The sequence below is a fragment of the Streptomyces sp. NPDC003697 genome, assembly GCF_053587115.1.
Genome location: NZ_JBSFNN010000010.1, coordinates 79,179 through 101,636 on the forward strand (window position 1 = coordinate 79,179; position 22,458 = coordinate 101,636).

Here is a 22,458-nt window from a genome sequence, read left to right on the forward strand (position 1 = left end):
GTGCCGCCGGCCCGCGCACGCAGGGCCGCCCCTCACGAGGGCGGCCCTGGTGGCTTTGCGGCGTCAGCGTCCGCGGGCCTGCTGCTCGTAGGCCCCCGGCGGCCCGGGGCTACTCCTGCTTCTTGCGGCGCGTGCCGAAGACGATCTCGTCCCAGCTCGGGACCGCCGCCCGGCGGCCCGGGCGGACGCCGTCCGCCTCGGCCTGGCGGTCGGTGGCACCGATGAGACGGTCCCGGTGGCTGCCGACGGAGCGCGGCATGAGGACGTCCGCGTACGCCGACCCGGCGGAGGCCGCGGGCGCCGGAGGCTCCTCCTCGACCGCCTCGTCGGCGGGTTCGTCGTCGGGCTCGGACACCCGCTCCGGCACCACCATGTCGCCCCGGAAGCTGGGCACCGCCTCCAGCAGGCTGGTCAGCGAGTCCCGTTCGCCCGTGCTCTCCTCGGCCGGTTCGGGCGCCTGGGCGGGCAGGATCGCCGGCCGGTCCCGGTCGAAGGACCGCTCCCGCGGCAGACGGGCGATGCGCGGCACGAACGGGAAGCTCGGCTCCGGCGCGCCGAGGTCGTCGGACTCGCCGATCAGGGCGCGCGCCTCGTCGTCGACCGCCTGCACGAGCCTGCGGGGCGGGTCGTACGTCCAGCTCGCCGAGTGGGGCTCGCCCGCGACGCGGTAGACCAGCATGACCTCCCACGTGCCGTCGTCACGGCGCCAGGAGTCCCACTGGACGGTGTCCTTGTCGGCGCCGCGCAGCAGCAGCCGCTCCTGCACGGCCTCGCCGAGCAGGGGGCCGGAGTTCTCACCGGGGCGGCGCACGGGCGTCTTGCGGGCGCGCTCGGCCATGAAGGCGCGCTCGGCCAGGACCGGGCCCTCGAAGCGCCGTACCCGGTCGACGGGGATGCCGGCGAGCTGGGCGACCTCTTCCGCGGTGGCACCGGCTCGTATACGCGCCTGGATGTCGCGGGGGCGGAGGTGGCTCTCCACCTCGATCTCGATCTGGCCGAGGCGGGGACGGTCGCCGCGCACGGCGGCGCGGAGCCGTTCGTCGATCGGAAGCGTGTACTCCGTGCTGTCCGCAGCCTTCAGCACCAGCCGTGTGCCGTCATTGGAGACGGCCACGACACGCAGTTCGGGCATGGGGACCTCCCGGGTGGTGCCTGCCGACGTCACGTGCGTCGCTGCTTCCGCTAGTCGAGTGTGGCCTGCCCGGGTGCAGCCTGCCACAACCTTGCCGAGTTGCCCGGCGTGTCGGGCACGGGCCCTGGACCGCCGTTATGGCACGGTTACCTGTTCACAACGCTAAGTGACCAACTGCGTCACCCTGTGCAACCAGCTCCCTCCCGGTGGGGTCCAGTGAGGTCCGGACGCCCTGGTGGGAGACCGTACCCAGGGCTCGCCACAGTACTCCATTCGGGCCACCTGCGTGGATTGGCGCGCCGCCCGCGTCTCGAATGGGGCGGGACTTGGCCGCCCATGGCCGGTTTTATCGGCCGGGAACCTGACGTACTCCGCATACCCGCAGCAATCCCGAAGTGACGGTTTCGCCCGGACCTCGACCGGTTGCCCGATGGGTCGGTCAAGTGGCGTCCTGACCAGGTGTGTTCACGAGTGGCGGGGAGGCCGGAAACTGCCGGGCATGTACCCGGTGCCCGACCCCGGAGCGTCCGCTACGCCCCCAGCACCCGGCGCAGGTGGTCGTTCTGGAACCGCCGGTCCGGGTCGAGGCGGTCGCGCAGCGCGGCGAACTCCCCGAAGCGGGGATACACCCCTTCGAGGTACTCCGCGTCCCGCGTGTGCAGCTTGCCCCAGTGCGGCCGGCCCTCGTGCGCGGTGAACACCCGCTCGGCGGCGGTGAAATACCGCTGGTACGGGGTGCCCCGGAACATGTGGACGGCGACGTAGGCGCTCTCGCGGCCGGAGGCGGTGGACAGGGTGATGTCGTCGGCCGGCGCGGTGCGCACCTCCACCGGGAAGCTCACCCTCAGGCCCGACCGGTCGACCGTCGCCTTCAGTTCACGCAGCGTCTCGGCCAGCGCGGCGCGCGGCACGGCGTACTCCATCTCCACGAAGCGCACCCGGCGCGCCGAGGTGAACACCTTGTAGGGGATGTCGGTGTACGTGCGGGCGGACAGGGCGCGGCTGGAGACCTGGGCGATCGCCGGGATGACGGCGGGCACCGCGCGGCCGGCCCAGTTGGCCGCCCGGAAGACGCTGTTGGAGAGGAACTCGTCCTCGAACCAGCCGGCCAGCCGCCCCACCGGCCGCGCGGGGCCGGCGCTGCGGTTGTTGCGCTTGGTGTTGGTGTTGCCGGTGTGCGGGAACCAGTAGAACTCGAAGTGCTCGTTCTCCGCCCACAGTTGGTCGAACTCGGCGAGGACCCGGTCGAGAGGCATCGGCTCCTCGCGGGCCGTCAGCAGGAAGAGCGGCTCCACGGCGAACGTGATGGCCGTGACGACGCCCAGCGCGCCCAGCCCGACGCGGGCGGCCGCGAAGACGTCCCGGTTCTCCTTCTCCGAGCAGGTGAGCACCGAACCGTCCGCCGTCACCAGCTCCAGGCCCTTGATCTGCGCGGCGATCGAAGCCGACTCCCGGCCCGTGCCGTGGGTTCCGGTGCCGGTCGCCCCGGACACCGTCTGCTCCATGATGTCGCCCATGTTGGTCAGCGAGAGGCCCTCGCGCGCCAGGGCGACATTGAGCCGTCTGAGCGGGGTGCCGGCCTCGACCGTGACCGTCATGGCGGCGCGGTCGACGTGGCGTATCCCGGTCAGCAGGTCGGGGCGGATCAGCACACCGTCCGTCGCGGCGATCGACGTGAAGGAGTGCCCCGTTCCCACGGGCTTCACCCGCAGGCCGTCCTCCGCCGCCCGGCGGACGGCGGCGGACAGTTCCTCGACCGAGGCCGGCGTGACCTGCCGCGCGGGCCGCGCCACGACGTTGCCGCCCCAGTTACGCCACGTGCCGTTCCTCGCGCTCGCCGTGCTGCCCAACGGAGCCTCCCCGACCCGTGGCCGGCCTGCTGAGCCGGCGGTACCCGAGGAAACCGACCGCGACCGCGACGGCCCCGGACACCGCCGGAACCCCGTACCCGGCCCGCGCACCGGCGGCGTCGATCACCCAGCCGGCCACGGAGGAGCCGAGCGCCACCCCGACCGCGAGCCCGGTGCTCACCCAGGTCATGCCCTCGGTCAGGTACGCGCGTGGTACGTGCTCTTCGATGAGGGACATCGTCGTCACCATCGTGGGCGCGACGGACAGACCCGCTACGAACAGCGCCACGGCCAGAAACGGCAGGTTCCCGACCAGTAGGAGGGGGATCATACTCACGGCCATCGCACACACGCCCAGCAGCCAGCGGCGCGCGGGCGCGCCCACCGGCCGCAGCAGCCCGAAGACGACGCCCGCCAGGCAGGAGCCCGCCGCGTAGACGGCGAGCACGACGCTCGCGGCGCCCTGGTGCCCCTGCTCGTCGGCGAAGGCCACGGTGACCACGTCGACCGCGCCGAAGATCGCCCCGGTCGCCGCGAACGTGGCCACCAGCACCCGCAGGCCCCGCGAGCGCAGGGCGGAACCGCCGCCGTGGTGCTCGTGCGGGTGCGGTGCGGGCTCCGTGGCGCGCTGCGTGGTCAGCCAGAACACGCCCACGGCGAGGCAGCAGGCGGCCAGCAGCGGCCCCGCCTCCGGGAACCAGGCCGTGGACAGGCCGATCGAGACGATCGGCCCGACGATGAAGCACGCCTCGTCCACCACCGACTCGAACGAGTGCGCGGTGTGCAGCTGCGGCGTGCCCCGGTAGACGGCCGCCCAGCGGGCCCGGACCATCGCGCCAAGGCTCGGCACGGAGCCGATCCCGGCGGCGCAGGCGAACAGCGACCAGTCCGGCCACCCCAGACGGACGGCCAGCAGCAGCCCGGCCGACGCGGTGAGCGCGACGGCCGTCGCCGGCCGCAGCACCCGGCGCTGCCCGTGCCGGTCCACCAGCCGGGATGTCTGCGGGCCGATCAGCGCGGCGGCCAGCGCGATGGTGGCCGACAACGCGCCCGCCAGCCCGTAGCGCCCGGTGAGCCGGGAGATCATCGTGACCACCCCGATGCCCATCATCGACAGCGGCATCCGGCCGATGAACCCCGCGGCGGAGAAGGCCAGGGAGCCGGGGGCGGCGAACAGGGCGCGGTAGGGGCTGGGCACGGGATCTCCGGTGGGTCACGTCCCGCGGGCGCGACGGATCGCGCGCGCCGGACGCAGAGGGCTCGTAAGGCGTGAATGCGGCTGATACAGCTTACGGGCGCAACGGCCACCGACGCACCGGCGAAAAGGTCCGCCGCCGCGCCCCGACACCCCGCCGTTTCCCGGCTGTCCGTACCGGGTGGCAGGATCGAGACATGCCAGACGCGCTCGATGTCAGCCCCTACGACGCCCTGCTCCTGCTCTCGTTCGGCGGCCCCGAGGGGCCCGACGACGTGGTCCCGTTCCTGGAGAACGTGACACGCGGACGCGGCATCCCCAAGGAACGGCTCAAGGAGGTGGGGCAGCACTACTTCCTGTTCGGCGGGGTCAGCCCCATCAACGCCCAGAACCGCGCCCTGCTGGACGCCCTCCGCAAGGACTTCGCCGGCAACGGCGTGGACCTGCCGGTCTACTGGGGCAATCGCAACTGGGCGCCGTACCTGACGGACACGCTGCGCGAGATGGTCCGCGACGGCCACCGCCGCGTCCTGGTCCTGGCCACCAGCGCCTACGCCTCCTACTCGGGCTGCCGGCAGTACCGCGAGAACCTCGCCGACGCGCTCGCCGCCCTCGAGGCCGAGGGCCTGGATCTGCCGAGGGTCGACAGGCTGCGCCACTACTTCAACCACCCCGGGTTCGTCGAGCCCATGGTCGACGGGGTGATCGAGTCCCTCGCCGATCTGCCCGAGGACGTCCGCGACGGCGCGCACATCGCCTTCACCACCCACTCGATCCCGGTCTCCGCCGCGGACACCTCCGGCCCCGTCGAGGGCCACGGCGACGGCGGCGCCTACGTCCGCCAGCACCTGGACGTGGCCCGGCTCGTCGCCGACGCCGTCCGCGAGCGCACCGGCGTCGACCACCCCTGGCAGCTGGTGTACCAGTCCCGTTCCGGCGCCCCGCACATCCCGTGGCTGGAGCCCGACATCTGCGACCACCTCCAGGAGCGGCACGCGGCCGGTGCCCCCGCCGTCGTGATGGCCCCCATCGGCTTCGTCTCGGACCACATGGAGGTCCTGTACGACCTCGACACGGAGGCCAGGGCCAAGGCCGGGGAGCTGGGCCTGCCGGTGCGCCGCTCGGCCACCGTCGGCGCCGACGCGCGGTTCGCCGCCGCGATCCGCGACCTCGTCCTGGAGCGCGCCGCCGCCGAGCGCGGACAGCGGGTCACGCCGTGCGCCCTGGGCGCCCTCGGCGCGAGCCACGACGTCTGCCCGGTGGGCTGCTGCCCGGCGCGCGCCCCCCGTCCGGCCGCCGCCGGAGCCGACAGCCCCTACGCGTGAGGAGCCCCGTGATCGACGCCCTGACCGCCGAACTGCTCGAACTCGCCCGGGAGGCGGCCCGCCGCGCCGGAGAGCTGCTGCGCACCGGCCGCCCCGCCGATCTCGCGGTGGCCGCCACCAAGTCCAGCCCCATCGACGTCGTCACCGAGATGGACATCGCGGCCGAGAAGCTGATCACCGACCTGATCAGGGGCCGCCGCCCCGACGACGGCCTGCTCGGCGAGGAGGGCGCCGCCACGGAGGGCACCAGCGGGATCCGCTGGGTGATCGACCCGCTCGACGGCACGGTGAACTACCTCTACGGCCTGCCCACCTGGGCCGTCTCCGTCGCGGCCGAGCAGGACGGCGAGACCGTCGTCGGCGTGGTGGCCGTGCCGATGCGGTCGGAGACGTTCCACGCGGTGCGCGGCCGCGGGGCGTGGGCCACCGGCGCCTGGGCGGGCGAGCGCAAGCTGGCCTGCCGCCCGGCCCCGCCCCTGGACCAGGCCCTGGTCTCGACCGGGTTCAACTACGTGGCCGAGGTGCGCGCCCACCAGGCGGAGGTGGCCCGGCATCTGATTCCGCGGGTGCGCGACATCCGGCGCAGCGGTTCGGCCGCGGCCGACCTGTGCGACGTGGCGGCGGGCCGGCTCGACGGCTTCTACGAGCGGGGCCTGCACCCCTGGGACTACGCGGCGGGCGACCTGATCGCGCGGGAGGCGGGCGCGCTGACCGGTGGGCGCCCCGGAGAGCGCCCGTCGCGTGACCTGACGGTCGCGGGGACCCCGGGCGTCTTCGAACCGCTCCAGACCCTCCTGGAGGACCTCGGCGCCTGGCACGACTGACACGCCGGGCACGACTGCCGCCGCCGGGCGCGACTGACGCCGGCTGGCGGACGCCCGGTCCACGCCGGGGCCGACGACACGCGGGCCGACCGCCCGGCGGGCAGCTCACGTCCTGCGGGGGCGTCGGCGTGGACCTGCCCGGCCCGCGGTCCGCGCGCGGCGGGCGGGCCCGCTCCGCGGCCTCCGGGCCGGGCAGCCGGGGCAGGCCGCAGGTGAGCCGGCCGCACGCACGGCGGGACCCCGGCGCTGGATTCGCCGGGGTCCCGCCGGTGAGCGCTGGTGGATCAGACGCCGGACATGCCGACTTCGACGCCGTGTTCGGCGGCGAGGCGGCGCAGGTCGTCGAGCTCCGCCAGCTCCACCTCGACGAGGAAGTCGTCGCCCTCGTCACGAGCCCGCGTGAGATCGGACTCGGTCGCCTTTATGCGCTGCAGAAGTCCTGCGGTGAATGCGTCCATGCTGCGCCCCCTCGTCCTGGGTCGGGTGGGTCGGGTGGGTCGGTGGCACGGGGGTGTGCCGTCGAGAAGGGTGATCACGTCTCCAGTAGGTGCCCTGCGCTGCCCGGCCGGGCGGCGACGGTGCCGGACACCCACGCCCACTCTGCGGCAAAGCGGAACGCGGTGTGCCGCATGGTGGTACGGCACATGCAGAGCGTGATCGCGGGGTGTAAAGCCGTCCTCCCCTCGCCGCATGCCGGGGAAACCTCGCACGACCGAGAAAATTCGGCATTTCCCGGTTCTTCCCCCGCGTCGCACCAGCCCCGCGGTGGCCGCTGCCCCGGCTTACAGCCGACTTATGACCGAAAAGGGCAGGATGGAGGCACACACTCACGAAGACCCCTGCCCGCGCGCGCCCGAGCGGCGCTACGCGGGTGGACAGAGGAAGGACAAGCGACGTGCGCGTACTCGTCGTCGAGGACGAGCAGCTGCTCGCCGATGCGGTGGCCACCGGACTGCGCCGGGAGGCCATGGCCGTCGACGTCGTGTACGACGGTGCGGCCGCCCTGGAGCGCATCGGCGTCAACGACTACGACGTGGTCGTCCTCGACCGCGACCTCCCGCTCGTGCACGGCGACGACGTCTGCCGCAAGATCGTCGAGCTCGGCCTGCCCACCCGGGTGCTGATGCTCACCGCCTCCGGCGACGTCAGTGACCGGGTCGAGGGCCTGGAGATCGGCGCCGACGACTACCTGCCGAAGCCGTTCGCGTTCAGCGAGCTGATCGCCCGTGTGCGCGCCCTCGGCCGGCGCACCAGCATGCCCCTGCCGCCGGTTCTCCAGCGCGCCGGCATCAAGCTCGACCCCAACCGCCGCGAGGTCTTCCGCGACGGCCGGGAGGTCCAGCTCGCGCCGAAGGAGTTCGCCGTCCTGGAGGTCCTGATGCGCAGCGAGGGGGCCGTCGTCTCGGCCGAGCAGCTCCTGGAGAAGGCCTGGGACGAGAACACCGACCCGTTCACCAACGTCGTGCGCGTCACCGTGATGACCCTGCGCCGCAAGCTCGGCGAGCCGCCCGTCATCGTCACCGTGCCCGGCTCCGGCTACCGGATCTGATCCGCCGTGGCCGCGACACCCGCGCCCGTCCAGGCGCCCCCGAAACCCACCTGGGACCCCCGAAGGCCGGAGCCGCCCTTCCCGTGGCTGCGTCCGACCATCCGGATACGGCTGACGCTGCTGTACGGCGGCATGTTCCTGATCGCCGGCATCCTGCTGCTGTCGATCATCTACCTGCTCGCCGCGAACGCGCTGAACGTGGGCAGCGAGCTGCCCTTCAAGATCATCTCCGGTCAGGTCGCCAGCGACACCTGCAACTTCCCGTTCCAGCCGACCGCGTCCGAGCTGAACCACGCGATGAACCAGTGCGTGAACCAGCAGCGCCAGCACGCCCTGGACAGCCTGCTCAGCCGTTCGCTGCTGGCCCTGCTGGGCCTCGCCGTGATCGCGTTCGCCTTCGGCTACGCCATGGCCGGCCGGGTGCTGTCCCCGCTCGGCCGCATCACCCGCACCGCCCGTGCGGTGGCCGGCTCGGACCTGTCCCGCCGGATCGAGCTGGACGGCCCTGACGACGAGCTCAAGGAGCTGGCGGACACCTTCGACGAGATGCTGGAGCGGCTGCAGCGGGCCTTCACCGCGCAGCAGCGGTTCGTCGGCAACGCCTCGCACGAGCTGCGCACGCCACTGGCGATCAACCGCACGCTCCTCGAGGTGCACCTGTCCGATCCGCACGCGCCCGTGGAGCTCCAGCAGCTCGGCAAGACGCTGCTGGCCACCAACGAGCGCAGCGAGCAGCTCGTGGAGGGGCTGCTGCTGCTCGCCCGCAGTGAGAACCAGATCGTCGAGCGCAAGCCGGTGGACCTCGCCGAGGTCGCCACGCAGGCGGTCGACCAGGTGCACGCCGAGGCCGAGGCCAAGGCCGTCGAGATCCGCGGCGAGTGCGGACCCGCCGTCGTCCAGGGCAACGGTGTGCTGCTGGAGCGGATCGCGCTGAACCTCGTGCAGAACGCCGTGCGGTACAACGTGGGCGGAGAGGAGGGCGGCTGGGTGGAGGTCACCACCGACGTCCAGCACGGCCAGGCGGTGCTGACCGTCACGAACACCGGGCCGGTCGTGCCGGCGTACGAGATCGACAACCTCTTCGAGCCCTTCCGCAGACTGCGGACCGAGCGCACGGGCAGCGACAAGGGGGTGGGCCTCGGACTGTCCATCGCCCGCTCCGTGGCGCGTGCGCACGGCGGCCACATCTCGGCGCAGCCGCGCGAGGGCGGCGGGCTGGTGATGCGGGTCACGCTGCCGCTCTGAGACCAGGCCGCAACGCACGGCGGTGTTCGCTTCGCGCGGAATTTCCGGGGCAGGCGGGACGCTCTGCCCTGTGTGATCGATCACATGAGCGGTTTTCCGGCCATCTACGGTCAGTGATCATGTGAGGGGTCGGAAAGCCGGGAAACTCCTGGTTTTCAGGGGTCCCCATCACGGGAAGTACACGGTGGGACCGCTTTGAAGTGTGGCATCCGGACCGTGTACGGTCCCCATCGCCATCCAAGCCGATCACTCTTGAGGGGTCCGGTTGGGTGTCGATTGAGTAACAGACCTTGATGTGAGGCAAAATCTCCGCCTCGGGTCGGGCACAAGTCCGGCCTCTCACGCGTTACGCGCTGGAGACACCGCAGACACCCAGAGGGGGAGAGCGACATGGCAACCGACTACGACACCCCACGCAAGACCGACGACGACGTCGACTCCGACAGCCTTGAAGAACTGAAGGCCCGTCGGAACGACAAGTCGACCTCCGCCGTGGACGTCGACGAATTTGAAGCCGCCGAAGGCCTGGAGCTTCCCGGCGCCGACCTCTCCAACGAGGAGCTGGCCGTCCGGGTGCTGCCCAAGCAGCAGGACGAGTTCACCTGCATGAGCTGCTTCCTGGTGCACCACCGCAGCCAGCTGGCCAGGGAGAAGAACGGCCAGCCGATCTGCCGCGACTGCGACTGAGGCAGGGTCGGCCGTGACTGGCTCGACCCCTCCCTGGAAGCGCCGCTCTTCCCGCGGGAAGGCGGACCCGGAGCCGTCCGACGGCTCCCACGGCGCGCGTGACGACGAGCGAGGCCCGTCCCGTCCATCCGGTACGTCCGGTACGGCAGGACCGGCCTCGCTCGCATCGGTGTCCGGGCGCGGTGAAGGCGCCGCACCCGCACCGGGGCTCGCGCCCGTCACCCGGACGGGCCGGGCCGCGGAGATCCGCGACCGGGTCCGGGACGCGGCCCGCAAGGGCGTCCGCGTCAGAGCGGGACTGGCGTACGTCACCGAGCGCGTCATCGAGATCGCCCCGCGCGTCCCCGTGCGCGACCTCGCCACACTGCGCGGGCAGTTCCCGGGCCTGGGCCCCGAGCAGCTCGCGGACAGGCTGGTGGCGGGCGCGTCCAGGGCGACGTCCGCGGTCGGAGCCGGGGTCGGGGCGGCGGCGATGCTGCCCGTGCCGCCCGCGATGCCCACGGAACTGGCCGCCGAGATCATCGGGGTGGCGGCGATCGAGCTGAAGCTGATCGCCGAACTCCACGAGGTGTACGGGGTGCGGCCCCCCGGAAAGCTGAAGGACCGCAGCACCGCGTATCTGTCCTCCTGGTCGGGGGAGCGGGGGATCGAGGTGCTGAGACCGTCGACGATCGGCATGGCCCTGGGCGGCCGGACGAGACGCCGACTGCGTCAGCAGATCATGAAGCGGACCCTGCGCGACGTGCCGAACCTGCTGCCCTTCATGGTGGGCGCGGCCGCCGGCGCGATCATGAACCGGCGGGAGACCGGAAAGCTGGCGGCGCGCATCCGCGCCGACCTGCGCGAGGTCCAGGTGCCCTGGGAGGCGCTGCCCGCCCTCTCACCCCTGGACCGGCCGGCGGACCCGCTGGACATGGGGGACGCCCCCGACAGGCCCGGTTCCTGACCCCGACGGCTGCCGCAGCCCCCGGACGGGAGCCGCAGTCCGGACCGGGACGGGAGCCGCGGCCGGTTCCCGGACCGCAGCGGAGCCCGGCTCCGGACCGCCACCGGAGCCGTGGCCCGGACCGGGGCACAGCCGCATCAGGCGGTCACGCGGCCGCTGCCCGCGCCTTCTCCAGGGCCTCCGCCAGCCCCTCGGGGTCCCGCGTCGACAGGTACAGGTACGGCGTGGGGTCGTCCGGGTCGGTGACCTGCACGCGCAGCGCCCCGGGGATGTACGCGCGCAGCAGGAGGAAGGCGCGGGTGTCGGCCTTGTAGGTGCGCCAGGCGCGGGCCTCCTCCCGGTCCAGCACCTCCGCCTCGCCGAGCGCGGTGACCGGGATCCTCGCCTCGCCCGCGATCAGGGAGCCGCCGACCACCCGGATGCGGACCGAACCGTACGAACTCGCGGCGACGGCCGCGACCGCGGTGCCGCCGACCAGGCCACCGAGCATCGGCAGGGTGCCGAAGGGCAGCACGATCAGGGCACAGGCGACGCCGGCCAGGAAGCTGATCACCCACCAGGAAGCGGGTGCGGTGAGGCGTTCTTCGTACGGAGGGGCGGAGAGCTGCATGGCGCCAAGCTTGGCACGGTGCGGGCGGCTCACCCCAGTCAGGCCCGCCGGTACCGGGGACCGGCGGGCGGGGCGGCGGCGGGGGAGCGCCGGACGGGTAAGGTCTGCGGCTGTGAGTGGTACCTCCTCGGCTCTTCAGCCCCCCGCCGGCGCCGTACGGCCCGTGCGCCATCCCGACGCCCCCGCGCCCGGCGAACTCCTCGGCGCGCACTACGACCGGTGTTTCGGCTGCGGCGCAGGGCAGCCGCACGGACTCCACCTGCAGGCGCGGGCCGGCGACGGCGTCAGCATCACCGCCGAGTTCACGGTGCAGCCCGCTCACCAGGGAGCACCGGGCCTCGCGCACGGGGGGGTGCTGGCGACCGCCCTCGACGAGACCCTCGGCTCGCTGAACTGGCTGCTGCGGACGATCGCCGTCACCGGGCGGCTGGAGACCGACTTCGTGCGGCCGGTCCCGGTCGGTACGACCCTGTACCTGGAGGCGGAGGTCACCGCGGTGGCCGGGCGGAAGATCTACTCGCGGGCCACCGGCCGCGTCGGCGGCCCCGAGGGGCCCGTCGCGGTCCGCGCGCAGGCCCTCTTCATCGAGGTCAAGGTCGACCACTTCGTCGACCACGGCCGCGAGGAGGAGATCCGGACCGCGATGAGCGACCCGGACCAGATCCGGCGGGCCCGCGCCTTCGAGGTGAACCCGTGAGCCGTGACCCGCTGAACGTGCTGATCCGGCGCGTCGATCCGGAGGTGCCGCTTCCGACGTATGCGCATCCCGGGGACGCGGGAGCGGATCTGCGCACCACGCGGAGCTGCGAACTGGGCCCCGGAGAACGGGCCGTACTGCCCACGGGAGTGTCCGTGGCGCTCCCGGAGGGGTACGCGGCCTTCGTGCATCCCCGCTCCGGGCTGGCCGCGCGGTGCGGTGTCGCCCTCGTGAATGCCCCGGGGACGGTTGATGCCGGGTACCGTGGGGAGATCAAGGTGATCGTGGTGAATCTCGACCCGCGCGAGTCCGTGCGGTTCGAGCGCTTCGACCGGATCGCCCAACTGGTCGTCCAGCAGGTCGAGAGGGTCCGCTTCCAGGAGGTCGCGGAGCTTCCCCGCTCCGCGCGGGCCGAGGGCGGCTTCGGGTCCACCGGCGGCCACGCCGAGGTGGACGGCACGGGCGGCACCAGCGGTCAGGCCGCCGTGGGCGGCGAGGCGGGTGGGTATCGATACGCTTCGGTCGTATCCGACCGGGAAGGACAGTGACGTGTTCGGACGTCGCAAGAAGAAGGATGCCGCCGAGGGCGCGGCCGGCGAGGCCGAGCAGGTCGTCGACAGTGTCGACACCGAGGCGGACGACGAGGGCGAGCGCGAGCGCGTGCGGCTCGAGCCCGAGCCGCGGCCCGACGGGCCCTGGGACAGCTCCGAGGTGCGCGACCCGGCCGAGGGCCGCGTGGACCTCGGCGGCCTGTTCGTACCGGGCGTCGACGGCATGGAACTGCGGGTCGAGGTCGCCGGTGACGCGATCGTCGCGGCGACCGTCGTGCTGCGCGACAGCGCCGTCCAGCTGCAGGCCTTCGCCGCGCCCAAGCGCGAGGGCATCTGGGGCGAGGTCCGCGAGGAGATCGCCTCCGGGATCACCCAGCAGGGCGGCATCGTCGATGAGGTGGAGGGCCCGCTGGGCTGGGAGCTGCGGGCCCAGGTGCCCGTGCAGCTGCCCGACGGCACCGGCGGCTTCCAGGTCGTCCGGTTCGTCGGCGTGGACGGCCCACGCTGGTTCCTGCGCGGGGTGATCTCCGGGCAGGGCGCGGTGCAGCCGCAGGCGGCCGGGCTGCTGGAACAGATCTTCCGGGACACCGTCGTGGTCCGCGGCGAGGGACCGATGGCGCCCCGCGACCCGATCGTCCTGAAGCTGCCGAACGACGCCCAGATGGTGCCCGAGAGCGTCCAGCAGGACGAGGGCCAGTCCCGCTTCGCGGGCGGCATGGGTCAGCTGCAGCGCGGACCGGAGATCACCGAGGTCCGCTGACCGGGCACGCACGAGGGCCGCACCCCGCGGGGGCGCGGCCCTTCGTCATGTCCGGCTCCGGTATGTGAACGGCGTCCCGTCCGGCGGCTCCGCGCGACCCCTTGACGACGGGTTGGTCCAGACCTATGGTCCCGGCCAGTGAGCTTCGTTCAGAACCCCACCCGTCGTTCATGGACGAGAACGGATGCCGTCGTATGCCTGCTGCTCCCCCACACCACCGTCGCAGCTTCCGGGCCGTACTGTTCCTCGCCCTGGCCGCTCTGCTGACGGGCGGCCTCCTCCTGCGGCCCGGCGCCGGCCGCGCCGACGCCGCCCCCACCGCCTTCGTCCACCCCGGAGTCACCGTCTCCCGGGCTCAGCTGGACTTCACCCGCGACCGCGTCCTCGCCGGCGCCCAGCCCTGGAAGGGCGCCTTCGACCGGATGACCGCCGGCCCCTACGCCGACCTCGGCCGTACACCCAGGCCGCGGGCGACCGTGGAGTGCGGCTCGTACTCCAACCCCAACCTCGGCTGCACCGACGAACGCGAGGACGCCCTCGCCGCCTACACCGACGCCCTCGCCTGGTACATCACCCGCGACGCACGCTACGCCCGCAAGGCGATCGAGATCATGGACGCCTGGTCGGCCGTGATCACGAGCCACACCGGCAGCAACGCGCCCCTGCAGACCGGCTGGGCGGGCTCCTCCTGGCCCAGGGCCGCCGAGATCATCAAGTACACGTACACCGGCACCTGGGCGGACAGCGGCCGCTTCGCCACCATGCTCCGCAACGTCTACCTGCCCGTGGTGATCAAGGGCTCCCACTCCAACGGCAACTGGGAGCTGTCGATGACGGAGGCCGCCGTCGGCATCTCCGTCTTCCTGGAGGACCAGGCGTCCTACGACATCGCCATGGCCAGGTTCCGCACGCGCACGGCCGCCTACGTCTACCTCGCCTCCGACGGCGACCTGCCGAAGACCGTGCCCGGTCAGAACCTGAACACCAAGGACAAGATCGTCTCGTACTGGCAGGGCCAGTCCACCTTCGTCACCGGCCTCACCCAGGAGACCTGCCGCGACTTCACGCACACCGGATACGGCATCTCCGCCATCTCCCACATCGCCGAGACCAGCCGCATCCAGGGGCAGGACCTGTACGGCACCGACGTCGGCGAGCGGCTGCGGCAGGCGCTCGGCTTCCAGTCCAAGTACGAGCTGGGCGCCGCCGTCCCCGGCTGGCTGTGCGGCGGCTCCGTCCACCGGGGACTCGGCCCCGTCACCGAGGTCGGCTACAACGCCCTGCACAACCGGCTGGGCATCGCCATGACCAACACCCGGACGCTGACCGAGCAGAACCGTCCCGCCGGCAGCAACAACCCGTTCGTCGCCTGGGAGACCCTCACCCACGGGGACAACCCGGCCTGAACCGCCGCCCGGCGGTCCCCGCCCGCCGGGCGAACCCACGCGGTGGAAGACCGAACCGTTGAACAGACCGGGCGTCCGTCGTGATACTGGCGCCCGGTCCACGGGGGACCACCGGGGAGGGAACATGAGTCAGGTCGCCACCGGGACCATGGTGCGGGTCGAGGACGTCCACAAGTCCCACGGGCACGGAGCGGCCGCCGTGCACGCCCTGCGCGGGGTCTCCTTCGAGGTCCCGCGCGGCGAGCTCGTCGCCCTCAAGGGACGCTCCGGATCCGGCAAGACCACGCTGCTGAACATCGTCGGCGGACTCGACGAGCCGGACCGCGGACGCGTCGAGGTCGACGGGTCGGACCTGTCGCGGCTCGGCGAGGACGGCCTGCTCGCGCTCCGCCGGGACCGCATCGGCTTCGTCTTCCAGTCCTTCGGCCTCATCCCCATCCTCACGGCCGCCGAGAACGTCGGTGTGCCGATGCGGCTGCGCCGGCTCCCGCCGCGCGAGCGGGAGGAACGCGTCGAACTGCTGCTCGCCCTCGTCGGGCTCGCCGACCACGCCGCTCAGCGCCCGGGCGAGCTGTCCGGCGGCCAGCAGCAGCGGGTCGCCGTAGCCCGCGCCCTCGCCAACGAACCCGCCCTGCTGATCGCCGACGAGCCGACGGGCCAGCTGGACGCGGAGACCGGGCACGAGGTGATGCAGCTGCTGCGCGCCGTCGTGCGCAGCGAGGACGTCACCGCGCTGGTCGCCACGCACGACGCCACCCTGCTCGACCTCGCCGACCGGGTGCTGGAGCTGAGCGACGGGGAGATCGTCGAGCACTGAACGCGGCCCCACCGGCGGGCGCGGCCGCGGGTACGTCACCGTCGGTGCCTCCCGGTACGCTTCAGATATGAGTGCTGTCCCTCGTTCCGAAAAGCCGGCGGGCCGGTTCCGGCGCATGCTCGACCGGCTTTCCACCTCGCAGGAGGACCTGGAGTCGGAGGAACTGCGGGAGGACGCCGAGACCGCGGGCTGTACACGCATCGGCGACTGCCACGACCGGCAGATCGTCACGGTTACTGGTACCTTGCGCACGGTCACCCTGCGTCCGCGCGCCGGCGTGCCGGCCCTGGAGGCCGAACTGTTCGACGGCACCGCCGCCCTGGACGTGGTGTGGCTCGGCAGGCGCTCCATCGTCGGGATAGAACCGGGGCGCAAGCTGATCGCATCGGGCCGGATCTCGCTGAGCCGGGGCCGCCGGGTGCTGTTCAACCCGAAGTACGAACTGCGACCCCTCGGACGGGAGTAGCCGGTGACGTCCCTCGACAAGCCGACCGAACAGACATCCGCGGACGACGCCCGGGCGGTGACGGAGGCCGCGCTGTTCGAGGCGTTCGGCGGGGTCCGGGGCATGGTCGAGACGGTCCTGCCCGGCCTCCTGTTCGTCACCATCTTCACGGTCAACAAGAACCTGCACTGGTCGGCGATCGCGGCGCTGGCCGTGTCGCTGGCCCTGGTCGTGGTCCGGCTGGCGATGAAGGACACCGTCAAGCACGCGTTCAGCGGAGTCTTCGGCGTCGCCTTCGGCGTGGTCTTCGCGATGATGACCGGCAACGCCAAGGACTTCTACCTGCCCGGCATGCTCTACACCCTGGGCCTGGCGCTGGCGTACATCGTCACCACGCTGGCCGGGGTCCCGCTGATCGGCCTGATCCTCGGACCCGTCTTCAAGGAGAACCTCTCCTGGCGCACCCGCAACCCGGGCCGCAAGAAGGCCTACGCCAAGGCCAGCTGGGCCTGGGGCCTGATCCTGCTCGCCAAGTGCGCCATCCTCTTCCCGCTGTACTGGTGGGCGGACACCACCCAGCTCGGCTGGGTCCTGATCGCCCTGAAGATCCCGCCCTTCCTGCTGGCCGTCTGGCTGACCTGGCTCTTCCTGGCGAAGGCGCCCGCGCCCATCGACGTCTTCGCGGAGATGGAGGCGCAGGAGAAGGCGGAGCAGGAGCGGGCGGCCTCCGACGAGACGCAGGGGGCGGTGCCGGGCCGCCACCGGCGCGAGACCTGAGCGACCGGCCCCCTCAAGGCCTCTTCCGGGGCCGACGGTCCCGCGCTCACCCACCGGGCCGCTTCGGACGGGGCTCCCGGGCGCAGTACGGAAAAGGGGTGCCCCACCAGGAGGGGCACCCCTTTCGTCGTCCGTCCGGCGGATCAGCCCGCCTCGTCCGCGCGCCGCACCGACAGCAGATCCTCCAGCTGCTCCTCGCGCGCCTGCGCGGCCACGAACAGCAGCTCGTCGCCCGCCTCCAGGGAGTCCTCCTGGGAGGGGGTGAGGACGCGCGTGCCGCGGATGATGGTCACCAGGGACGTGTCCTGCGGCCACTCCACGTCGCCGACCTGCGTGCCCGCCAGCGCCGACTCGGGCGGCAGGGTCAGCTCGACGAGGTTGGCGTCGCCGTGGCTGAAGCGGAGCAGACGGACCAGGTCTCCGACGCTCACCGCCTCCTCGACCAGCGCCGACATCAGACGCGGGGTCGACACGGCCACGTCCACGCCCCAGGCCTCGTTGAACAGCCACTCGTTCTTCGGGTTGTTGACGCGGGCCACCACCCGCGGCACCCCGTACTCGGTCTTCGCCAGCAGCGAGACGACCAGGTTGACCTTGTCGTCGCCCGTGGCGGCGATCACCACGTTGCAGCGCTGGAGCGCCGCCTCGTCCAGGGACGTGATCTCGCAGGCGTCGGCCAGCAGCCACTCGGCCTGCGGGACGCGCTCGACCGAGATCGCGGTCGGCGCCTTGTCGATGAGAAGGACCTCGTGGCCGTTCTCCAGCAGCTCGCCCGCGATCGAGCGACCGACCGCGCCGGCACCGGCAATGGCGACCCTCATCAGTGACCGTTCTCCTCTTCGGGGCCCTCGGCGAACGCCGCCTCGACCTTCTCCACGTCGTCCGTCCGCATCATCACGTGCACGAGGTCCCCCTCCTGCAGCACCGTCTGCGAGGTGGGCAGGACGGCCTCGCCGAGGCGGGTCAGGAATGCCACGCGCACACCCGTCTCCTCCTGCAGCCTGCTGATCTTGTGGCCGACCCACTTCGAGGACGCGTGCACCTCGGCGAGCTGAACACCGCCCGTGGGGTCGCGCCACAGCGGCTCGGCACCCGAGGGCAGCAGACGGCGCAGCATCTGGTCGGCCGTCCAGCGGACCGTGGCCACGGTCGGGATACCGAGACGCTGGTAGACCTCGGCACGGCGGGGATCGTAGATGCGGGCCGCGACGTTCTCCACACCGAACATCTCCCGGGCCACGCGGGCGGAGATGATGTTGGAGTTGTCGCCGCTGGAGACGGCCGCGAAGGCCCCGGCCTCCTCGATGCCCGCCTCGCGCAGGGTGTCCTGGTCGAAGCCGATCCCGGTGACCCGGCGGCCGCCGAACCCGGGGCCCAGCCGGCGGAAGGCGGTGGGGTCGCGGTCGATGACGGCGACCGTGTGCCCCTGTTGCTCCAGGGTCTGGGCCAGAGCGGAACCCACTCTCCCGCAGCCCATGATGACGATGTGCACGACCGTCCTTCCGGTGTCAACAGCTACTGCTCAGCCACATCAGGGTCTCAGACAGAGGGACAAGCTACACATGCGCCGTACGGGGCGGGCACCCCCGTGCGCCGGCGGCGGCCGCGGAGCCTGCCACGGTCGTCCCCGCCGGCGTCCCGGCCGGTGCCTCAGGCCCCGCGCCGAGTGATGCTGCGCACGCTGAGCAGGGTGAGGAATCCGAGGCCCAGCAGCCCGGCGGCGGCGCCGATCAGCTCTGCGGTCGTGCCCATGGGAACCTCCGGGGTCGGCGCGGTACGGGGTGCAGCCATCCAGCCACAGCGCCCCCACAACCTGCGCAATCCGTAGGGCCGGCCGGTCCGGAATTCACCCGTGAGGCAGATCTCGGGTGGCGGGTGGGCGGTCCCCTGTTCGAAGGCCTACGATCCACTCTTGTGTCCAAACTGACCGACGTGCCCAAACGGATCCTGATCGGGCGCGCACTGCGCAGTGATCGGCTGGGTGAGACCCTCCTGCCGAAGCGCATCGCCCTGCCCGTCTTCGCTTCCGACCCGCTGTCCTCCGTGGCCTACGCCCCCGGCGAGGTACTGCTGGTCCTGTCCATCGCGGGCGTGTCGGCGTACCACTTCAGCCCGTGGATCGCCGTCGCCGTCGTCGTGCTGATGTTCACCGTGGTCGCCTCCTACCGGCAGAACGTGCACGCCTACCCCAGCGGCGGCGGCGACTACGAGGTGGCGACCACCAACCTCGGGCCCAAGGCCGGCCTGACGGTCGCGAGCGCGCTGCTCGTCGACTACGTCCTCACCGTGGCCGTCTCCATCTCCTCCGGCATCGAGAACCTCGGCTCCGCGATCCCGTTCGTCGTCGAGCACAAGGTGCTCTGCGCCGTCGCCGTGATCGTCCTCCTCACGCTGATGAACCTGCGCGGCGTGAAGGAGTCGGGCACCCTCTTCGCGATCCCGACGTACGTCTTCGTCACCGGCGTCTTCATCATGATCGTGTGGGGTGCGTTCCGCGGGCTGGTCCTCGGCGACACGATGCGGGCACCCACATCCGACTTCCACATCAGGGCCGAACACCAGGGGCTCGCCGGCTTCGCCCTCGTCTTCCTGCTGCTGCGGGCCTTCTCCTCCGGCTGCGCGGCGCTCACCGGCGTGGAGGCGATCTCCAACGGCGTCCCCGCCTTCCGCAAGCCCAAGTCGAGGAACGCGGCGACCACGCTGGCGATGATGGGCCTGCTCGCGGTGACCATGTTCTGCGGCATCATCGGCCTCGCCACGGCCACGCACGTCCGCATGGCCGAGAACCCGGCCGCGGACCTGCTGCACGGCGGCGTCCCGGTCGGGCCCGGCTTCGTCCAGGACCCGGTGATCTCGCAGGTCGCCGAGGCCGTCTTCGGCAACGGCAGCTTCCTGTTCGTCGTGCTGGCCGCGGCCACCGCCCTCGTCCTCTTCCTCGCCGCCAACACCGCCTACAACGGCTTCCCGCTGCTCGGCTCGATCCTCGCCCAGGACCGCTACCTGCCCCGGCAACTGCACACCCGCGGCGACCGCCTGGCCTTCTCCAACGGCATCGTGCTCCTCGCGGGCGCGGCGATGCTGCTGGTCGTCCTCTACGGCGCCGACTCGACCCGGCTGATCCAGCTGTACATCGTCGGTGTGTTCGTGTCCTTCACACTGAGCCAGACCGGCATGGTCCGGCACTGGAACCGCCACCTGGCCACCGAGCGGGACCCGGCCCGGCGCAGCCACATGGTGCGCTCGCGCGCCATCAACACCTTCGGCGCCTTCTTCACCGGCCTGGTGCTGGTCGTCGTCCTGCTCACGAAGTTCACGCACGGCGCCTGGGTCGCGCTGCTCGGCATGTGCATCTTCTTCGCCACGATGACGGCGATCCGCAAGCACTACGACCGCGTCGCCGAGGAGATCGCGGCCCCCGAGGGCCCGAGCGACGACATGGTGCGCCCCTCCCGCGTCCACTCCGTGGTCCTCATCTCCAAGATCCACCGCCCCACCCTGCGGGCCCTGGCCTACGCCAAGCTGATGCGCTCCGACACCCTGGAGGCGCTGACCGTCAACGTCGACCCGGCGGAGACGAAGGCACTGCGCGGGGAGTGGGAGCGGCGCGGCATCGACGTACCGCTGAAGGTCCTGGACTCGCCCTACCGCGAGATCACACGGCCGGTCATCGAGTACGTCAAGAACCTGCGCCGGGAGTCCCCGCGCGACGCCGTCTCCGTGATCATCCCCGAGTACGTCGTCGGCCACTGGTACGAGCACTTGCTGCACAACCAGAGCGCGCTGCGCCTGAAGGGCCGGCTGCTGTTCACGCCGGGCGTGATGGTGACGTCGGTGCCCTACCAGCTGGCGTCGTCCGAGGCGGCGAAGCTGCGCGCCCGCAGGCGGCAGGAGTGGAACGCACCCGGCTCGGTGCGGCGCGGTCCGGCCCACCCCGGCCCCCACCCGCAGCGGGAGACCGGCGCGCGCAGCTGACGCGCGCGGCGAGCACGTAGACTGGTGGGCTGTTGTCCGCCCGTACCCCGTCATTGATCTGGAGTCACCCCGCCATGCAGGCAGAACCGAGGAAGTCCCTGGTGGGGGAGGAGTACGAGGTAGAGATCGGCCCCGTCGCCCACGGCGGCCACTGCATCGCCCGCACCGCCGAGGGCCAGGTGCTGTTCGTCCGGCACACGCTGCCCGGCGAGCGGGTCGTGGCCCGGGTGACCGAGGGCGAGGAGGGAGCGCGCTTCCTGCGCGCGGACGCCGTGCGGGTGCTGGAGGCGTCCAAGGACCGCATCGACGCGCCCTGCCCGTACGCCGGCCCCGGCCGCTGCGGCGGCTGCGACTGGCAGCACGCCAAGCCGGGGGCGCAGCGCCGGCTCAAGGGCGCGGTGATCGCCGAGCAGCTGCAGCGGCTCGCGGGCCTCACCCCGGAGGAGGCGGGCTGGGACGGCACCGTGATGCCGGCCGAGGGCGACAAGGTGCCGGCCGGTGAGGTCCCGCAGTGGCGCACGCGCGTGAACTACGCGGTCGACCCGGCCGGCCGCGCCGGTCTGCGCCGCCACCGCTCGCACGAGGTGGAGCCGATCGAGCGCTGCCTCATCGCCGCGGAGGGCATCAGCGAGCTGGGCATCGAGAAGCGGGACTGGACCGGCATGGACTCCGTCGAGGCGATCGCCGCGACGGGCTCGCAGGACAGGCAGGTGGTCCTCACCCCGAAGCCGGGCGCCCGGCTGCCGCTGGTGGAACTGGACCGTCCGGTGTCGGTGCTCCGGGTCGACGAACGCACCGGCGGCGTCCACCGCGTGCACGGCCGCCCCTTCGTCCGCGAGCGCGCCGACGAGCGCACCTACCGGGTGGGCGGCGGAGGCTTCTGGCAGGTCCACCCCAAGGCGGCGGACACCCTGGTGAAGGCCGTCATGCAGGGCCTGCTGCCGCGCAAGGGCGACATGGCCCTCGACCTGTACTGCGGTGTCGGCCTCTTCGCGGGCGCGCTGGCCGACCGGATCGGCGACAAGGGCGCGGTGCTCGGCATCGAGTCCGGCAAGCGCGCGGTGGAGGACGCCCGGCACAACCTCGCCGACTTCCCGCGCGTGCGCATCGAGCAGGGCAAGGTCGAGTCCGTCCTGCCGCGCACCGGCATCACCGAGGTCGACCTCGTCGTCCTCGACCCGCCGCGGGTCGGCGCGGGCCGCCGGACGGTGTCCCACCTCGCCGGCCTCGGCGCCCGCCGCATCGCCTACGTCGCCTGCGACCCGGCGGCCCTGGCCCGAGACCTGGCGTACTTCCGCGAGGGCGGCTACCGGGTGCGGACACTGCGGGCGTTCGACCTGTTCCCGATGACGCATCATGTGGAGTGCGTGGCGATCCTGGAGCCGGCGGCGAAGGCGCACTGACCTGCATCTTCTTGGGTCGGTGCGTCAGCTCGACCTGTTTCCTTCCATCCAACGGGTGAATCGTTGGATTTGCTGCCCGCATACCGTCTGACCTGCGGCATCAGGCAGGGGCGTCGACTGCCGCGTCAGCGGCAGCGGCGCAGTCCTTGGATTGCTGACGCTCAAACGACGCACGTTCTGACGCCCCATCACACTCCCGGGCCGCGTATGGGTGCGTGACTGGGTCCGTTGATTCCGGGGGTCGTGCCGCGCCACAGAAGGGTGGCG

At 72.3% G+C, this 22,458-nt stretch carries 22 protein-coding genes; 15 read left to right on the forward strand and 7 right to left on the reverse strand.

Annotation, left to right across the window (positions count from 1 at the left end):
• Positions 1-109: 109 nt before the first annotated feature.
• The 3 genes from sepH to ACWDNY_RS06590 form a co-directional block, all read right to left on the reverse strand.
• On the reverse strand, positions 110-1,132 hold the full coding sequence (gene sepH / locus ACWDNY_RS06580) for a septation protein SepH (protein ID WP_451644605.1): 1,023 nt from the start codon (positions 1,130-1,132) through the stop codon (positions 110-112).
• 530 nt (positions 1,133-1,662) lie between these two features.
• Positions 1,663-2,982 (reverse strand): D-arabinono-1,4-lactone oxidase, encoded by a 1,320-nt coding sequence (locus ACWDNY_RS06585; RefSeq protein ID WP_451644606.1) that lies wholly within the window; start codon positions 2,980-2,982, stop codon positions 1,663-1,665.
• Positions 2,942-4,180 (reverse strand): MFS transporter, encoded by a 1,239-nt coding sequence (locus tag ACWDNY_RS06590; protein WP_451644607.1) that lies wholly within the window; start codon positions 4,178-4,180, stop codon positions 2,942-2,944. Before ACWDNY_RS06590 ends, ACWDNY_RS06585 begins: the two co-directional genes overlap by 41 nt.
• A gap of 194 nt (positions 4,181-4,374) precedes the next feature.
• On the opposite strand from ACWDNY_RS06590, the gene ACWDNY_RS06595 reads away from it, so the two are divergent.
• Together ACWDNY_RS06595 and ACWDNY_RS06600 are read left to right on the forward strand one after the other, a co-directional pair.
• The gene (locus ACWDNY_RS06595; protein WP_451644608.1) at positions 4,375-5,502 is read left to right on the forward strand and encodes a ferrochelatase; all 1,128 of its coding nucleotides are present in this window, start codon (positions 4,375-4,377) and stop codon (positions 5,500-5,502) included.
• Between the two features lie 8 nt (positions 5,503-5,510).
• A complete protein-coding gene (locus ACWDNY_RS06600) occupies positions 5,511-6,326 on the forward strand; it encodes an inositol monophosphatase family protein (RefSeq protein WP_451644609.1) in 816 nt (271 codons plus the stop codon).
• Positions 6,327-6,610: 284 nt separating this feature from the next.
• Here the strand turns inward: ACWDNY_RS06600 and ACWDNY_RS06605 are convergent, their stop codons facing one another.
• Positions 6,611-6,784, reverse strand: a complete 174-nt coding sequence (locus ACWDNY_RS06605) for a hypothetical protein (RefSeq protein WP_451644610.1) — start codon at positions 6,782-6,784, stop codon at positions 6,611-6,613.
• 437 nt (positions 6,785-7,221) lie between these two features.
• Here ACWDNY_RS06605 and ACWDNY_RS06610 point away from each other — a divergent pair, with 437 nt between their 5' ends.
• The 4 genes from ACWDNY_RS06610 to ACWDNY_RS06625 all read left to right on the forward strand — a co-directional run bounded on the left by ACWDNY_RS06610 (position 7,222) and on the right by ACWDNY_RS06625 (position 10,753).
• Positions 7,222-7,875 carry a response regulator transcription factor gene (locus tag ACWDNY_RS06610; RefSeq protein WP_451644611.1) on the forward strand — a complete coding sequence of 218 codons (654 nt, stop codon included), beginning with the start codon at positions 7,222-7,224 and terminating at the stop codon, positions 7,873-7,875.
• A gap of 6 nt (positions 7,876-7,881) precedes the next feature.
• Positions 7,882-9,120, forward strand: a complete 1,239-nt coding sequence (locus tag ACWDNY_RS06615; protein ID WP_451644612.1) for a sensor histidine kinase — start codon at positions 7,882-7,884, stop codon at positions 9,118-9,120.
• 390 nt (positions 9,121-9,510) lie between these two features.
• Complete coding sequence (locus tag ACWDNY_RS06620; protein ID WP_005481602.1) at positions 9,511-9,807, forward strand: DUF4193 domain-containing protein; 297 nt, start codon at positions 9,511-9,513, stop codon at positions 9,805-9,807.
• A 13-nt stretch (positions 9,808-9,820) separates the two neighbouring features.
• A complete protein-coding gene (locus ACWDNY_RS06625; protein ID WP_451644613.1) occupies positions 9,821-10,753 on the forward strand; it encodes a hypothetical protein in 933 nt (310 codons plus the stop codon).
• Positions 10,754-10,898: 145 nt separating this feature from the next.
• Here the strand turns inward: ACWDNY_RS06625 and ACWDNY_RS06630 are convergent, their stop codons facing one another.
• Entirely contained in the window at positions 10,899-11,363 is a 465-nt protein-coding gene (locus ACWDNY_RS06630; protein ID WP_451644614.1) for a DUF3093 domain-containing protein, read from the reverse strand.
• A gap of 112 nt (positions 11,364-11,475) precedes the next feature.
• Here ACWDNY_RS06630 and ACWDNY_RS06635 point away from each other — a divergent pair, with 112 nt between their 5' ends.
• From ACWDNY_RS06635 to ACWDNY_RS06665, 7 genes are all read left to right on the forward strand, one after another.
• Positions 11,476-12,060: a PaaI family thioesterase gene (locus ACWDNY_RS06635; RefSeq protein WP_451644615.1), complete on the forward strand. Its 585-nt coding sequence runs from the start codon at positions 11,476-11,478 to the stop codon at positions 12,058-12,060.
• A complete protein-coding gene (gene dut / locus ACWDNY_RS06640) occupies positions 12,057-12,608 on the forward strand; it encodes a dUTP diphosphatase (protein WP_451644616.1) in 552 nt (183 codons plus the stop codon). Before ACWDNY_RS06635 ends, dut begins: the two co-directional genes overlap by 4 nt.
• 1 nt (position 12,609) lies before the next feature.
• Entirely contained in the window at positions 12,610-13,371 is a 762-nt protein-coding gene (locus ACWDNY_RS06645) for a DUF3710 domain-containing protein (protein WP_451644617.1), read from the forward strand.
• A 194-nt stretch (positions 13,372-13,565) separates the two neighbouring features.
• Complete coding sequence (locus ACWDNY_RS06650) at positions 13,566-14,777, forward strand: alginate lyase family protein (RefSeq protein WP_451644618.1); 1,212 nt, start codon at positions 13,566-13,568, stop codon at positions 14,775-14,777.
• A gap of 124 nt (positions 14,778-14,901) precedes the next feature.
• On the forward strand, positions 14,902-15,594 hold the full coding sequence (locus ACWDNY_RS06655) for an ABC transporter ATP-binding protein (protein ID WP_451644619.1): 693 nt from the start codon (positions 14,902-14,904) through the stop codon (positions 15,592-15,594).
• A gap of 67 nt (positions 15,595-15,661) precedes the next feature.
• On the forward strand, positions 15,662-16,060 hold the full coding sequence (locus ACWDNY_RS06660; protein WP_451644620.1) for an OB-fold nucleic acid binding domain-containing protein: 399 nt from the start codon (positions 15,662-15,664) through the stop codon (positions 16,058-16,060).
• Between the two features lie 3 nt (positions 16,061-16,063).
• Positions 16,064-16,816: a DUF3159 domain-containing protein gene (locus ACWDNY_RS06665; protein WP_451644621.1), complete on the forward strand. Its 753-nt coding sequence runs from the start codon at positions 16,064-16,066 to the stop codon at positions 16,814-16,816.
• Positions 16,817-16,959: 143 nt separating this feature from the next.
• Here the strand turns inward: ACWDNY_RS06665 and ACWDNY_RS06670 are convergent, their stop codons facing one another.
• Positions 16,960-17,637, reverse strand: a complete 678-nt coding sequence (locus ACWDNY_RS06670) for a potassium channel family protein (protein ID WP_451644622.1) — start codon at positions 17,635-17,637, stop codon at positions 16,960-16,962.
• Positions 17,637-18,308: a potassium channel family protein gene (locus ACWDNY_RS06675; protein WP_451644623.1), complete on the reverse strand. Its 672-nt coding sequence runs from the start codon at positions 18,306-18,308 to the stop codon at positions 17,637-17,639. Before ACWDNY_RS06675 ends, ACWDNY_RS06670 begins: the two co-directional genes overlap by 1 nt.
• Before the next feature lie 422 nt (positions 18,309-18,730).
• Here ACWDNY_RS06675 and ACWDNY_RS06680 point away from each other — a divergent pair, with 422 nt between their 5' ends.
• The gene (locus ACWDNY_RS06680) at positions 18,731-20,788 is read left to right on the forward strand and encodes an APC family permease (RefSeq protein ID WP_451644624.1); all 2,058 of its coding nucleotides are present in this window, start codon (positions 18,731-18,733) and stop codon (positions 20,786-20,788) included.
• A 74-nt stretch (positions 20,789-20,862) separates the two neighbouring features.
• Positions 20,863-22,191, forward strand: coding sequence for a class I SAM-dependent RNA methyltransferase (locus tag ACWDNY_RS06685; RefSeq protein WP_451644625.1), 1,329 nt, complete (start codon positions 20,863-20,865; stop codon positions 22,189-22,191).
• The last annotated feature ends 267 nt before the right edge of the window (positions 22,192-22,458 follow it).

Bases quoted from the DNA above. Each gene is read 5' to 3' on its own strand.
- sepH (WP_451644605.1), bottom strand. From the start codon at position 1,132: ATGCCCGAACTGCGTGTCGTGGCCGTCTCCAATGACGGCACACGGCTG.
- ACWDNY_RS06595 (WP_451644608.1), top strand. From the start codon at position 4,375: ATGCCAGACGCGCTCGATGTCAGCCCCTACGACGCCCTGCTCCTGCTC.
- ACWDNY_RS06605 (WP_451644610.1), bottom strand. From the start codon at position 6,784: ATGGACGCATTCACCGCAGGACTTCTGCAGCGCATAAAGGCGACCGAG.
- ACWDNY_RS06620 (WP_005481602.1), top strand. From the start codon at position 9,511: ATGGCAACCGACTACGACACCCCACGCAAGACCGACGACGACGTCGAC.
- ACWDNY_RS06630 (WP_451644614.1), bottom strand. From the start codon at position 11,363: ATGCAGCTCTCCGCCCCTCCGTACGAAGAACGCCTCACCGCACCCGCT.
- ACWDNY_RS06650 (WP_451644618.1), top strand. From the start codon at position 13,566: ATGCCTGCTGCTCCCCCACACCACCGTCGCAGCTTCCGGGCCGTACTG.
- ACWDNY_RS06655 (WP_451644619.1), top strand. From the start codon at position 14,902: ATGAGTCAGGTCGCCACCGGGACCATGGTGCGGGTCGAGGACGTCCAC.
- ACWDNY_RS06660 (WP_451644620.1), top strand. From the start codon at position 15,662: ATGAGTGCTGTCCCTCGTTCCGAAAAGCCGGCGGGCCGGTTCCGGCGC.
- ACWDNY_RS06670 (WP_451644622.1), bottom strand. From the start codon at position 17,637: ATGAGGGTCGCCATTGCCGGTGCCGGCGCGGTCGGTCGCTCGATCGCG.
- ACWDNY_RS06685 (WP_451644625.1), top strand. From the start codon at position 20,863: ATGCAGGCAGAACCGAGGAAGTCCCTGGTGGGGGAGGAGTACGAGGTA.